Source organism: Paraburkholderia xenovorans LB400 (assembly GCF_000013645.1).
In the GTDB taxonomy this organism is placed as follows: Bacteria; Pseudomonadota; Gammaproteobacteria; order Burkholderiales; family Burkholderiaceae; genus Paraburkholderia; species Paraburkholderia xenovorans.
In genome coordinates this window covers 897954-911976 of record NC_007951.1, presented here as the reverse complement: position 1 = coordinate 911976, position 14023 = coordinate 897954, and the positions used below count along the sequence as shown (strand labels likewise).

General features: G+C 60.9%; 5 protein-coding genes. 1 reads left to right on the top strand and 4 read right to left on the bottom strand.

Annotated features, from left to right (window positions below; all coding sequences use genetic code 11):
* Positions 1-74: 74 nt before the first annotated feature.
* Both BXE_RS03920 and BXE_RS03910 read right to left on the bottom strand, forming a co-directional pair.
* Complete coding sequence (locus BXE_RS03920; RefSeq protein ID WP_011487116.1) at positions 75-9029, bottom strand: hemagglutinin repeat-containing protein; 8955 nt, start codon at positions 9027-9029, stop codon at positions 75-77.
* A 1166-nt stretch (positions 9030-10195) separates the two neighbouring features.
* Entirely contained in the window at positions 10196-10573 is a 378-nt protein-coding gene (locus tag BXE_RS03910) for a hypothetical protein (protein ID WP_038456846.1), read from the bottom strand.
* A gap of 765 nt (positions 10574-11338) precedes the next feature.
* Between BXE_RS03910 and BXE_RS03900 the strand changes: the two genes are divergently transcribed.
* Entirely contained in the window at positions 11339-12052 is a 714-nt protein-coding gene (locus BXE_RS03900) for a hypothetical protein (RefSeq protein WP_148222899.1), read from the top strand.
* Between the two features lie 119 nt (positions 12053-12171).
* Here BXE_RS03900 and BXE_RS03895 read toward each other — a convergent pair whose 3' ends face one another.
* Both BXE_RS03895 and BXE_RS03890 read right to left on the bottom strand, forming a co-directional pair.
* On the bottom strand, positions 12172-13143 hold the full coding sequence (locus BXE_RS03895) for a S49 family peptidase (RefSeq protein WP_011487113.1): 972 nt from the start codon (positions 13141-13143) through the stop codon (positions 12172-12174).
* 7 nt (positions 13144-13150) lie between these two features.
* Positions 13151-13981: a hypothetical protein gene (locus BXE_RS03890; RefSeq protein WP_011487112.1), complete on the bottom strand. Its 831-nt coding sequence runs from the start codon at positions 13979-13981 to the stop codon at positions 13151-13153.
* Between the last annotated feature and the right edge of the window lie 42 nt (positions 13982-14023).

The window sequence follows — 14023 nt, the reverse complement described above, 5'->3', positions numbered from 1 at the left end:
CGCAGCGCCCGCCATACTCAGGTTGGGATTGTCACCTTTGACCGCCGAACCAGCCAGCGCGCCACCAGTATTGATTAAAGGCCCGGCAAAAGACTGGTTCCATATGTGATCGCTCCGGTCAGTCCAGCAATGGCTACGTCAACCACGCTAACCTGACCCCCGCCGTACATATACTGTGCGCCTGCGTTGACCGTCCCACCAATCCCGCCACCGATCAACGCGCCTCCAATCGACGGCAGTCCACCAGCAGCTACCCCACCAAGCGCCATCATGCCCGCGCCAGCGATGGCTGTGCTGACTGGATTGTTCTTGACGTTGTTCTTCACCAGATCGTTATAAGTTACGCCCTTGCCAAGCTGACTCTGTCCGGCGTTGTACGCGCTCTGGTTGCTGGCAATGTACTGGCTGTTGTAGTCGTGATTGGCATACTGCGGATCGCTCTTGTAGCCGTCGCAGTTCAGATTCTGGCATCCGATGATGGCCCGCACCTGATAGTCGTGAATGCCGCCAGAGTCATCCGCCGTTTGTTTGTCCGAATTGCGTAGCATTTCAGCTACGATCCGGCCTTCAGCCTCCTGTTCGCTGATTCCAAGCTGCTGTGCGACGACTTTGGCGTCTTTCTTCGCCCGCGCGTATTCGTCGGGGTGCAACTGCCGATTGAACCGGTCAACGTTGTAGCCCGAAAACGCGCCCGCGTCGCCGCCGATCGCACCGCCCGCGCCTGTAGCAATGGCATCCGCCACGATGTTGCCGAGGGCTTCATTCATCGAAGCGTTGCCGGTCGGGTTCGAGCCGGCAATCGTGCCGCTCAGTTCGTTGAGTTTGCCTGCTGCAATCGACGCAATACCTGCACCCGCTGCGCCGCCGATTGCGTTGCCGCCTGCCAGTCCGGTCACAAGTGCGGCGCCCGCCGCCTGCATTTCTGCGCGAGCCGTTCCGCCTTCCTTCCATGCATCCATTCCGGCCTGATCGCCGTTTGCTTCTGCCTCTTTGTATTTCGACTGTGCAAAGTCACCGATCCGCCGGGAGACGGCTTCGCCGGCCGCGCCCGCTGCGGCCATCATGTCCCCCTGACGATCAAGCAGATTGTTCACGTCCGGCAATTTGGCAACCGTGCCGTTTGTGTTCGACGTGTCACGGTTCAGGCTCGCGATGTCCTGCGTCTGGTGGTCCGCATCGGTCACGCTGATGGAGCCCGCACTGACGCCGCTTTTCGTCGTCGCGCTATCGCTGCCGCTGTCGTTCTGACTCAACATCGGCGCCACGCCGCCTGCATTCCTGCCTGACGTTGAACCGGTCGTGCTGTAATTCGCACCGCCGTCGCCGGTCGTCACGCCGCCACTGATGCCGCCCGTATGCGCGTTGTAGCTTGACGAATTCTGGATGTCGCTATAGGTCAGCGTGCCCGTCGAAAGCGTGTTCTTCGATGCGTCCGCATCGCTCGCAATCACCGCGCCGTGCAGATCCGTGTTCCCCTTCACGCTGATGTTGAAACCGCCGTCACCCGCCTGGATGCCAGCCTGTTCGTTCACGCCCGCATAACTACCGTTCGCATTCGCATTCGTGTGGCTGAAACTCGCGCTGCCGCCGCCCTGACTGATGGCGAATCCGCCGCCCGTACTTTCCTGATGCGCGGCCGTCGTCATGGTGTCCTGCACACTCGCGATGTTCAGGTTGCCGCCAATGTCGGCGTTCACCTGATTGCCGCTCACGTTCGCGCCGATGATGTTCGTATCGCCGCCCGAGATAATCGTCGCGGTATTCGCGGCCGTCACATGTGTATTGTTCTGGATGGCCGTGTCGCCGTTACTGTTGCCGTGCGCCTTCGACATCGACGCATCCACACCGAAACCGCTCGTACCATACGATATGCCCACGCTCGCGCTGCTCGACTGGTTCGTGCTGCGCGTCGAATCAGTGTCGGTCGTGCTGACGAGATTAACCTGGTTCTTCGCTGCGAGAATCACGTCACTGGCGTTCACGTTCGAGCCGGCAATCGTCACGTTGCCGCTTCCAGATTCGCCGTTGCCGGTCGCGACGAATGCAGCCGTGCCGCCCGCCGTCACATTGGAGCCTCTGTTCGTGGTTGAGGCTTCCGAATAGGTGTTCTCGCTGTGACTACTGCCGTAACTGAGTTCTATCTTGGCTTCGGGTTGAGCGCCGTTTGCGAGCGCGCCAGCAGCAGCGCCACCCGCGCCAAGAGCATCGACTGCACTGCTCGCCGCCGCGATGCCGTGCAGTGCCGCCGCGCGATCGTCCTGGCTGTGGCTTGCCGCATGAGCCTGATCGACCGTGTTCGAGATCGCGTCGATAACCGGCGCCTTGATCGCAAGTGTGAAGCCGCTCTTGCTGACCGTCTGCTTCTCGTCGTGGCGGTACGTGTCAGTCGCTGAGTCGATGGTGACATTCGCCCCCGTACCCGTGACGTTCTTCGCTGCAATCAGGTCACTGCCCGTCACATGCAGATCGTTGCCGGCGACGATGTTCAGGTTGCCGTTCAGCGACCCGATCGTGCTACCAGTATTCGTCACCTGTGACATGCTGCCCGTGTTGGTCTGCGTCTGGCTACCGACCGATATTCCGATACCGCCACCCGTGCCGAAACCGGATTCATGTTTCTGGTAGTAGGTGGACGTATTCTGTGTGTCCTGCGAGGTCGTGATCGCCACGTTGCCGCCGGCCGCGAGATTCACATCGTTCGTGCCGGCAACGGTCGCACCTTTGACGGTCAGGTCGCGACCGGCGCTGACGTTGACCGAGTCCCCTGAAACGGTACTGGCGACGCCAATATTCGCCTGCGTGGTCTGGCTGGTGTTCGTGGTCGAACCATGGAAGGCACTGCCGCGCTTCGACTCGGTTGCCGTATAGCTGTCGTGTTCCTCGCGCGCTTCGTTGATGTTCACGTTGCCGGTTGCGGCGATGTTCGCCGTGCCGGTTCCCGTCGAAAGCGACGAACCGGTCAACGTGACATTGCCTTTCGTGGTGTCCGTACCGAGTGCAGCAAGGGTGCCGCTGCCGCCGGCTGTAAAACTGGTGCCGACTGCCTGCTCGTCATAACTGCGGTCCGCCTGCTTGCGCGTCCTGTCGTCAGTGGCAACGTTGTTATAGGTCGCAGTGTTTGTTACGGTGGTCGCCGTCAGATTGCCACCCGCGACAACGGCCATACCGCCGCCCGCCGCGACAGTGGCCCCCCTGAACGTCATATCGTTGCCGCTCTGCATCGCGAGGTCGCCGCCCGCGCCGATGCCGCTTGTCTGGTTGAGCGTACTGCTGGCTTCCCAATGGTGCTGGTCGTTCTTCGTCACGGACTGCGAGGTGTCAGACTGCACGGTATCGACGTTAATGTCGTGCCCGGCCGCGATCTGCGCGTTGCCGCCGGCCGCGATGTTGGCGCCGTGAACCATCAGGTCATTGCCTGCTGCGATGACCATGTCGCCCGTCGATGCAATCGTGCCCTGCGCACCGACAAGGCTCTGGTTGACCTTGCTGTTGCCTGCGCTCGAACTGACGCCCACTGTATCCACCAGCGTCGTATTGACGATGTCATGACCCGCCAGCACGGCCACGCGGTTGCCGGTAATCCGGCCCGAGGCGTTGACCACGTCGTTCGTCGCCGCAATCACGGTCGTGCCGTTCTCGCCGCTGCTGCCGATCGAGCCGCCCCGATTCAGGATATTGGTCGCGCTGATAACGGTCTGCGTACCGCCCTTGATGACACCCGAGTTCGTCGCGCTGCCGGTGGCGTGAATCTCGACATCGTCGGCCGCAATCAGTGCGCCGGTCGGTTGCAGGTCATTGGCGTTTGCGTGCGCGAGATACACGACGGGCGCAAGCACGGTCTGCGTCGAACCGTCCGGCAGGGTGACGGTCTGGTTGACCATCCATACGATGTCGCTGGTCAGCGCATCCATCTGCGCAGCCGTGAGCGCCATGCCCGGCTCAAGATTGAATTCCTTCGCGACGTTGACGCCGCTGTTCATCAGCGCGCGATACTCGTCCTCTTTGTTCGTATAGCCTTGCAGGTAGACACGCCCGGTCAACTGGGTGATCTGGTTGCGCACCATCTGTTCTTCATACGCGCCGTCGCCGAGCCGTTTGATGGTCTTCGACGGATCGAGCCCGAGTGCGCCGAGCATGTAGTCGCTCGAAATGAAACTTGTGTAACTGGTCAGACGGGGATCGGTCACGACGAGATACGACGCGCCCGGTGAGGTGTTGAATGTGTACAGCCCGCTCGCCGGCAACGTGATATTCAGCGCGCCAGTCGGTCCGGCGATGGACTGCGGCGCGTTAATGGTCTGCGTCTGACCGGTCGCGAGATTGACGGTCTGCGCGCCGCCGCCTGTCACGCCGCCGACTATGCCATTGGCGCCGAGTGTGCCGCCCGTTGCACCCGTGGCCGAGTTCGCTGCCGCGACGTTTGTGTTGTTGATGTCGGTCGCATTGATCTGCACCGCGTTGTTCGCGATGATCGTGCCGCCCGTGCCGCCGATCGCGACCGGAGAAAGGACGATCGACGGCTCGACCACGGTTCCCACGTCGCGCGAAATGTTCTCGTTCCACGCATAGGTCGAAACGATGTCCTGCTTCTGGTACTGGTAGAGCGTCTGGCCGGTGTTGTTCACGAGCGTGCCGCCATAGGCGTCGCTGCCGATCGCGATGGCGCTGCCTGCTGCAATCGCGCTATACGCATTGTTCACGGTCCCGACGTTGGCGAGCGTCATGCTGCCGCCCGCGAGTAGTTGGGCCTGCTGTGCCTGCGGACCCGTGACCTGATCCTGCTGCGTGGTGGTGGTCGTGTCGCGTGCTATCTCGACGCGCTGATAGCCCTTATGAGCATCGTTGCGTGAGGTGTACTCCGTGGCCGGGTCGTAGTTGACGTTCGGGTCGTAGCCGTCCCAATAGTTAGCCGTGATCGTGCCGTCAGCGTTGGTCGTGATCGAGTTGTAGTAGATCGTCTGCGGCTGGCCGTTGACGTTGACGACCAGCACCTTGTCGGTGGCATTGGGACCGGAGTTCTGCGACACAACATCTGAATTCGAGAAGGTCGTATTGATCGGTGCGAGATAACCGTTATTCCACATGTCCGTCGTACAGAAACCTTTGTCGCCGTTTTCTGTCGTGCAAGCCATGTATTTGTCGCGCTTCGTCTGATGTTCCGTTTCAACATCGGTTGTCACCGTTTCGACAGCGGGAGCCGGCCGCGTATTGGTCAACGTCTGCGTGGCGACTTCAATGTTGCCCTGTGCTTCAATCGTTGACTGGTCGTTCGTGACTGAATTCGAGCGGTTTGCAAGTAACCCGTTGGCGTCACGCGTGGCGTCAGCCGCGATGCTAATGTCGCCAAGACTGAAAATGTTCGCGCCGCCTGTGTTCGAAATGTCGCCAGGCGAGTACAGGTTCACTGCCGTGGCCGCTGCAATGGCTGCCGCCGCGCCGGTGTTCGCGATGGAACCGGCGTTCAGTGTCACGGTATTGCCGACGATGGTCGCGACGTTCACAAGCGCAGCGCTGTGCGTGGTGACGCTATCGCCTTCGATGCGGCCCGCGTTGCTGATTGAGCCGGCTGCGTTGACCGTTGTGTTCGTCGAATTCAGGTCTGCGCCGGCCTGGTTATCGACATTGGCCGCGTTGACCGTGAGCGCATTCACCGCGCCGAGCGTACCCTGATTCGTGAAATTACCCGACGTGGTAAAGGTGAGGTCGTGATTCGCCTGGATCTGGTTCGTACCGTCGAGTGTGTAATCGCCGTTCACCGTCACCGCGCCGTCGTTGCCGGCGATGATCCGGCCGTCGCCGGTAAGCTGGTTCGTTGTAACGCTCAGATTCTGGTCGCTACCGATTGCGCCGCCCTGATTGGCAAGCGAGCCCGTAGCAATTGCGATGCTGCCGCCGCTCCCGGCATCGTTGCCGATCCTGCCTGTTGTGTTGTCCAGCGAGGCGACGTTCAGGCCAATCGCGCCGTTGCCGTGGATCGAGCCGCCCGCATTGATGACCGCCGCGTTCAGACCGTTAAGCGTGACGTTATTCGCGCCCGAGAGTATCGCGTTCGTGTTGTTCGCAAACTGCGCAATGTTCAGCGTCAGGTCGTGACCGGTGACGAGTTGCGCGCCGTTCGTGTTCGACAGCGTCGTCGCGTTAATAGTCACGTCGCCATTACCGCCGATCGCACCTGCACCTGCTACGCCGCCCGTGTTGCTGTTTGTGATACCGGCCGCGCTTATTGTCGTCGCACCGTTGCCGGTGTTCGCGACGCGGCCGTTCGTGTTGTCGAGCGACGCAGCCAATAGCTGCATGGTGGCGTTCGTGCCGTCCACTTCGATCTGGCCGCCCGTGTTGTCGATTGCACCCTGTGCCGATGCGCTCACGTTGCCCGTACCCTGGATCATGCCGGCGCGGTTGCCGAGCGTGCTGCCGGACTGCACGGTCGTGGCGCCGGCTGCCGTGATCGTGCCGCCCGAGTTGTCGATGCTCGCACCCGATACCGACACGTTGCCATTGCCGCCAATCAGGCCGTTATTCGTGTTCGTCAGTGCGCCGGCCGCATTGACCGTCGTTGCGCCTGTGCCACCATTGGCAATCGTGCCGCCGTCATTCGTCACCGACTGCGCGGATACCGCGAGCGCATCGTCGGCCTGGATCGTTCCGCCTGCATTGTTGAGCGTACCCGTATCGATCACACTCGCGCGATGCGCGCCGATATAGCCGCCCGCGCTGTTGTCGAGCGACACGAGTCTGAGCGTGGCCGACGACTGGCCCGCGAGTGTGCCGCCACGATTCGAAACTGCGCCGCCGTCAATCATCAGTGCGCCGTTGGTCGCAATCGTCCCGCCATTGTTCGACAGCGTTCCGGTTTTCACTGACAACGTGCCGCTGCCGGAACTGGCGATCTTGCCGTTGTCGTTCAGCAGCGTGGCGGGGCCGAGCGCGAGATCCGTACTGTTGGTCTGGATCGTGCCGCCCGTATTGTCGAGCATGCCGGATACGTTGACGCTGGTCGCACCGTTGCCGGTCTGCGTAATTGAGCCGCCGTGATTGACGAGGTTCGTCGCGGAAAGCGTGAACTGGTCAGCGCTTGCCGAGCCGCCGCTGTTATCGAATGTCGCGGCGCTGACGGCTGCCTGCCTGCCGGCCGTGATCGTGTTCGCGTTGGTCAGCGTCGTGCCGGCCGATGCGTTCACGTTCCCGTTCGCTGCGAGCGTGCCGCCGTTGAACAGGGTTTGAACCGCCGCCGCAATCAGGTTCTGGACTGCCGTAATCGAACCCGCGTTGACAATCTGCCCGGCCTGCACCGTGACGTTGCCATTGCCGCCGATGTTGCCGCCCGTGCCGTTATTCAGCACGCCCGTACTTGCGAGGGTCAGGCCGTCCGCATTGAGCGACGCGACACGTCCGGCCGTGTTGTCGAATGATCCGGCGCTTGCTGTCAGCGCGCCCGCCGCCTGCATCGTGCCGCCTGTGTTCGAGACTGCACCCGTGACGTTTTCCGAGAGCGTGCCTCCCGCTACCATCTGGCCGCTACGGTTCGAGAGTGCGGCGGCGTTGACGGTCTGCGCGCCGCCTGACGACATAACGCCGTTGTCGTTGGTCAGCGCGCCCGCCGTGCTGGCCGTCAGCGCACCGCCTGCGGTCGTCGTGGCGCCCGATGTGTTCAGGTCGCCACCCGTCGCGGTCAGGACGAGGTTGCGATTCGCCGATGTGCTGCTGCCAGGGAGATTGACCGATGCGCCCTGTACGGTCGCGTTGCCACCCGCCGCGTTGCGGCCGGTTGCCGAGAGCGCACCGCTCGCGTTCAGGTTTAGTTCGCCCGCCTGTGCAATCGAGCCGTCGCCGTTGATACCTGCGCCAAGCGTTCCGCCCGATGCAACGCTCCCGGCGTTGATCGTCGCGTCCTGCTGCGCGACCAGCGTGCCGCTGTTGTTCAGCGCGCCCGATGTGTTCGCGCTGACGTTTTGCTGCGCGTAGGTCGTGCCGCTGTTATCGATGCCGTCGTGCGCGTTGATCGCAATGTTCCCGCTCGCGTTGGTCTGCCCCGCGAGGACGAGCTTGCCCTGTGTGGTCAGAATCAGATCGCCCGCCTGCGCGGCAAGTACGCCTTTAGTGGACACGCCCACACCGTACTCCGTGCCGACGAGAACAATACGGTTCGCATACATGCCGCCGAGACTGCTCACGTCGATGGAGACGCCCGGTGCGGGTCCGTTGCCGGCGACGGCCGTGGCGTTCAGCGTATCGTGATCGACACTGTTCGCGCCCGTAATGACGTTCAGGTTCTTCGCGTAGATCGCGGCATTCGCTCGCACGGCGCGCGCAATCAGATCGACCTGATCGACGTTGCCCGCGTTCAGCCCGGCGCCGTCGATGGTGACGTTACCGCCGGTCACGTTGAAGCCCGTCAGGCTGCCGTCCGCGCCATAGTTCGGCGTCCCGGTAGTCAGGATCGCGCGCGACGTATTGATAAAGCCGCCACCGTTCACGCTGATACCGGAACCATTGGCGATGACGACCTGGGCTCTCTGTCCGGCGACTTCGAGATAGCCATTAATCTGGCTCGCCGCGCTGCTGTTCACCTGATTGACGATGACGCGCGCCGACTGGCCCGCCCCGAGGTTCGGATTGCCGTTTATCACGCCCGCCTGCTGCGTCTGCACGATGGTCGGCGAATTATTCAGGATTGCGCCGCGCTGCTGCACATCGAACTGGTTGTACGTGTTGACCGACACGCCCCCGCCGGAAGGCCGGTTGATGTCCACCTGATCCAGTCCGTTCTGCGTTTGCGCGACGGAAGGAGCGTGCGCGCCGCCCGGTACAATCTGCGCGCCTGACCACGTTGGCAACGCGCCGAGCAACGCAAGCGCCGCGAATGCGATCTGCCTGAGTGTGAATAGCGCTGTATAACCTGCCGGGTTACCGCGACCGTAAACCGCGGTCTGTCCGCTTTCCTTTCCCATAGCCGTGGCGGTTTCCTCGACGGCGACAAGCATGTTTCTCAGTCGGCTGAATACCAGCCGGCAATTGTTCCTGTTCATCTGGCCCGTTCGTTATGCTAATTTGTAACGACCGTAAACTAGCGCCAGATAAATCGGAAGGGCTCGAACTGACCGTCAGTCTTGCGCCCGAAACAACGCTTCATGTCAAATCGGATTTGTCCTATCGAGCATTGACCGGATATGAACTAGCCTGAACAGGCAAGAGAAAAAGCCCGCGCAAGTCGGGCCATAAAGGGTTCTCGATGCAGGTTACGAAAAGAGGTCAGCGATGCGGAGCGCAGAGGTCTCTGCGCCGGTCGCCTGCTTGGATATCGGTTTATCTAACTTGCCACGTCATCCACTGAGTCGTTGTTCGAGCCTGGCGTGAGTGCTCGAACGTCGGACAAGGCACTCTCGAACAGACCGAAAACCGACACCTGTCCAACTACGTCAAGTCCAGTGGACTGCTCGGCCACTTCTTTAAGGCTCAACTGACCAGCCAGTGCGTATAGCTGGTCAACGCGAATGTCCACCGCGAAACATTTGGGACGCCAATTCGACATCGCTGCTGTTTCAGCGACGCTCAGGTATAGCGCAGTGCTGGCGCTTACCTATGCGTAGGGACGGGAATACGTGTTGGTGGCATGCGCGGTCGATTACCCTAGGCCGGCAACATGCGACCGGCAGGAAAGCGGCGGCCATCAACCTGACCACGACCGAGCCTCGAATGACGGCAGAAGCCGACCAAGTTCACCGTAGGCAATTGAACGGCCGCTTGCTGAGCGAACATGACGTCTGAACGTCCGAGCAACAATGGTTAGGAATGTCTCCTGTTCGTCGCACTGAGTCGGATGGCGACTGGCTCAGGCCGACCTGAAGGGATTTCACATTTCTCGGAAGGTTCCACTCGCGATCGGCCAACTGAGAAACTGACGTATGGTTTTGAACTGCATGAGTCTCCCGTTGTTTTGTTTGCAAACGAAGCAGTTTTAGAGGGATGCACGGGCATCCATAAGGCGACCGTCTCCGCCAAAGGTCACAAAGGGACGCTGGCGAAGCTGTGAAGCACAGTTACTGAGCCCTCCGGAGGCTTGCGCAGAGGTATATCCATGACTTTCCTCCTTCATGATATGTCTCGCCCATTAAATTACGGATAGACCCGATTTCGGATTCTCCAAAAGACAGGGCGCGAATAATCGCTCCCTGTCGTCAAACGCCCCTCGACTTCATTCAGGCAGTGATTGTGGTTGCAATCTGTCGGCGGCCTTGAGAACGGTTGCCCGCGCATTTTCATCCAGAAGAATCAGACTGTCGGTCGCGATCAGCGCGAACATGATGTCTTCCGCGTCCGCGACGCGACTGAATTTCTCCGCGAAGGTGACAAGCTCCCGAGCCAGATCGGCAAATTGCCGGGCTCGTTCCGTCTTGCCCGCCGGCATGTACTTTTGCACTGACTTCGCGAGGGATTCCAGATGGTTGAACTGCACGGCGTGTCGTTTCGTCAGTTTTGCGGCGGCAGTCGCAACGCGTTGCGCGGAAACTTCGTCGATGGTCCGCGTACGGCGCGTTTGAGGGGGAGACGGGGCTTTAGCCGATTTGTTCATGGTGCGATTTCCGGTTTGTTCCTGAATCGCCCGACACTCGCTTGTAGATGGGTGAGCGGGCACGTAGCAAGGTTGACGGACCGGGCGAAATACGAAACCGGCGAGCCTTTCGGCTCCCTCACCACGACCCGCCCATAGAAAAAGGCACGCATGGGTGAGCACCACCCACTTTCGCGGGTAGTGCCGTACTTCGCTGCGGGCCGTCAAACCCGCGCCGTTCTGTCTAACGGCAGGAACAATCTAACCCATCTGTTTTTTGAGACGATCAACCGGACGGGCTAAAGACGCGAATTATACCCAACGCCCCCCTGCGTCGGCAGGGGCGACCATTCCCCGGCTGTCGTTGAGGCTGCGCAGGCGGTCGCCGAGCGCCGGTTGCCGCGACAATTTGCTCCTGTCGCCGCCATGCCCGACTGCGTCCGCGCTTTGCAAAGGACAGTTTGCAGCGTCCTTTGCAAACACGCGCTCGCGCGCCAACATGTGCCAATTCACGTAGGGTCACTGGGGTTCTGAGTTCCGCGCCCGATGAACCGGCGTGTCGGAGGCGTACTCCCAGCGCGCGAACTCGCGGATGGAGATTCCGTTAGCCATGATGCAAAGACTTTTTGAGGGTCATAGCTAGGGGAAAATCGCGCTGCGCAATTCCCGTGATTTTTTAAAAGCGTTTCAAAGTACCTTTGACGCGGTATCACGCGGACGCCGCGTTATAGTTCATGCTTGCGCAACTTTCAAGCGGACCCATTTCAGAAAATGATCCGAACATCGTTGAGACCTTCCGTAGAAACGGCTCTCTTTGTCACATCGGTAGTAGTCGCCATATTTTTGATGTTTCGCTCCGGCACCGAGCCTGTCATAAGCTGTCTGCAAGGGAGCTGGCTTGAGCCCGTACTACTCTCGCTTCACGACGCTAACTCGATCGTTTTCAACCTGGCCGTCGGCTACATAGTCAGCGTGTTCTTTTGGATAATCATCGTATATGTCCCGCAACGTCGCCAGCGAGCTATCATCCGCTCGAACCTCCTGCGCGGCTACATGGATTTTCGCGAAGGGACGATCTCGGTCTTTTTGTTTGCTTGCCAGGGAAGCTATGAATCTTCACTTCCGGGGGAACTGCTCGATCACCGCCGCTTCAAGGAGTTTTTTGGAGGAAACAACAGCGCGAATTGGTCCGCCGTTTTGAACGAGCTTGGCCGCCGCGAAGATTATCTTTCTGATCTGTTAATGGAAATGCAGATCTTCGCAGACGAGGTGGCGTATGCGCTAGATCACGTCGATGTAAACGACCCGAATGTGCACGCGTTCTTCAAACGACTGAAGGAGCAAATCTACAGGCTGAAGAACAGAAGCCAACCGGCGTACGACTCGTACGAATTCGAGAAGTCACTAGGCCGGTTCATGTGGGAAGTGCATTCGAGATGGAGTTTCGCAAGCGGACAGCATGAGAATGACATCATCGAGGACATGATCCGCGCACTTTGAGCACATCACATGCGGACATATTCATACCGCCGCACACGCGGGCCGCTATGCCGCTCACGCAGGCGTGTCAACACTTGGGATGTCTGGCAGTCGTCGCGGCCACCTAGGGGCCCGCATCGCTACCGCAGCGCCGCCTTCACCTCGGCGCGGTAGGCAAGCTCGCCCCACGACCTGCGCTGCTGCCGCCGGGACGATTGGTGTCCCCTCGCTTCCTGGTGGCTGGATAGCGCCCTTGGTCGGTCGAGTTCACGCAGCAGTGAGAGAAGCGCCTCGTCCGGTGACATCACAGCGTCAGCCAGTCCGGCACGTACGCCAGCCGCTCCCAGATACGTCGCGCCCTCCGTGTCGCGCACCTGCGCTTGCGACAGGCCGCGATTGTGCGCCACCATCGCGATGAGCATCTTGGCGGTTGCGTCCACATCGGCCTTGATGCGTCGGTATGCGTCGCGCGAGAGTGGCCGGTACTCGTTACCGTCCGCTTTGTGCTCACCGGAAGTGATCAGCGTGACCGCGATTCCTGCATCGGTGAGCGCCTTCGAGAAATCCACATGCACGACGAGCACGCCGACGCCACCAGTGCCGCCCGTGCGCGGCACGGTGACCTGTTCGCATGCTGAGGCGAGGCAGTATGCAGCGCTAAAGGCGCACTCGTTACAGACCGCCAATAGCGGCTTGCGCCGACGCGCCGCGTAGATTGCATCGGCGAGGTCCAGCAGGCCCGCTATCTCACCGCCCGGGCTGTCGATATCGAGCACGATCGCCCGCACGGCAGGATCGGCGAGAGCGGCGCTTACGTTCGCGCGGATACCGTCATAGCCCGTCACGAAGTCGGCGCCGGTCATCAGGCACGGGCCCGCTGCGCCGGTCCTGCTCAGCAGCATCCCCTGCACCTGGATGACCGCAATGCCTGCGACCATCGCATACGGCGGTCGAGATCCGGCTTGCGCAATGTCGTCGCCGACCCTGCTACCGATAGCTGCGATGCGCGGCGTAGCACAGGTGGTCGCCGCGAAGGCCGCGAACCTGCCTTGCTCGATCGCGAGCGGCGTGTTGAGCAGGCGCGTTGCGAGGTGCTGATAGCCCGGCGTCATGGATGCCTCAACGAACGACGGTTTCACCAGCGAACCGGCCGCGGGGACCGCTTTCGGTCACGACCTCAGACTTGACCCGATAAGGCTGCGGGCGCTTGTCCAGATGAACATAGCGCACATGCGAGTGCATAGCCCGCAGCGCTTCCGCGACGGGCTTCATCGCCGCATGCACCGCAGCCTTCGCCGCCTCGGTCTGCGCGGTTTCCACCTGCAGCAGGTTCGGCGCGTCGTCACTACCGCCGCAATGTGGAAAGTAATGCATAAAGCTTCGGCGCGGATCCGACAGGTGCGCGCTTATCCTGAAATCCTGCACGGAGCGGATCGGCACGATATCCGTTAGCGCAACAATTTTCGCGTAGACGGCCCGCACCGGCGCGAGGCTTACCTCGAGTTCAGTGGCGAGCGCATCCAGCACTTTATTCGCGATATCAGCGGCATCAGTACCCACAATTCGGCATTCGACAGAAATTTCTTCATCGGTCACCGTCACCTGTTCTTCCAGGGCATTGAGCCGCGCCCGCAACCCGCGTTCAAGCAGTTCTGCTTCAACTTCCCGTTTCGCGAGCGCAGCCAGCGCTGCTTCATGCCTTTCGAAGTCAATGGGCGCTGGTTTCTTCTCGGCGTCAGCCAGTCCAATCTCTGCGCCCGTCGCCTCGGCCTGAAGGGCGCCCACCGTATCGTGCGCGCGCGTGATCTCGGCCGGTAGCGACTCGATCCGCGCGACCAGTCTCCGCTTTTTTTCCAGCAAGGCGTTGAGTCGCTGGAATGATTCACAGGTGACGATTTCCCGGGTGACGGCGGCATTGCTCGCTGTCGTGGCAATCGTGGTGGTGGCCATGGTGCGTTCCTCCTTGCGTTGCAGTTCAAGTTTACGGCGATC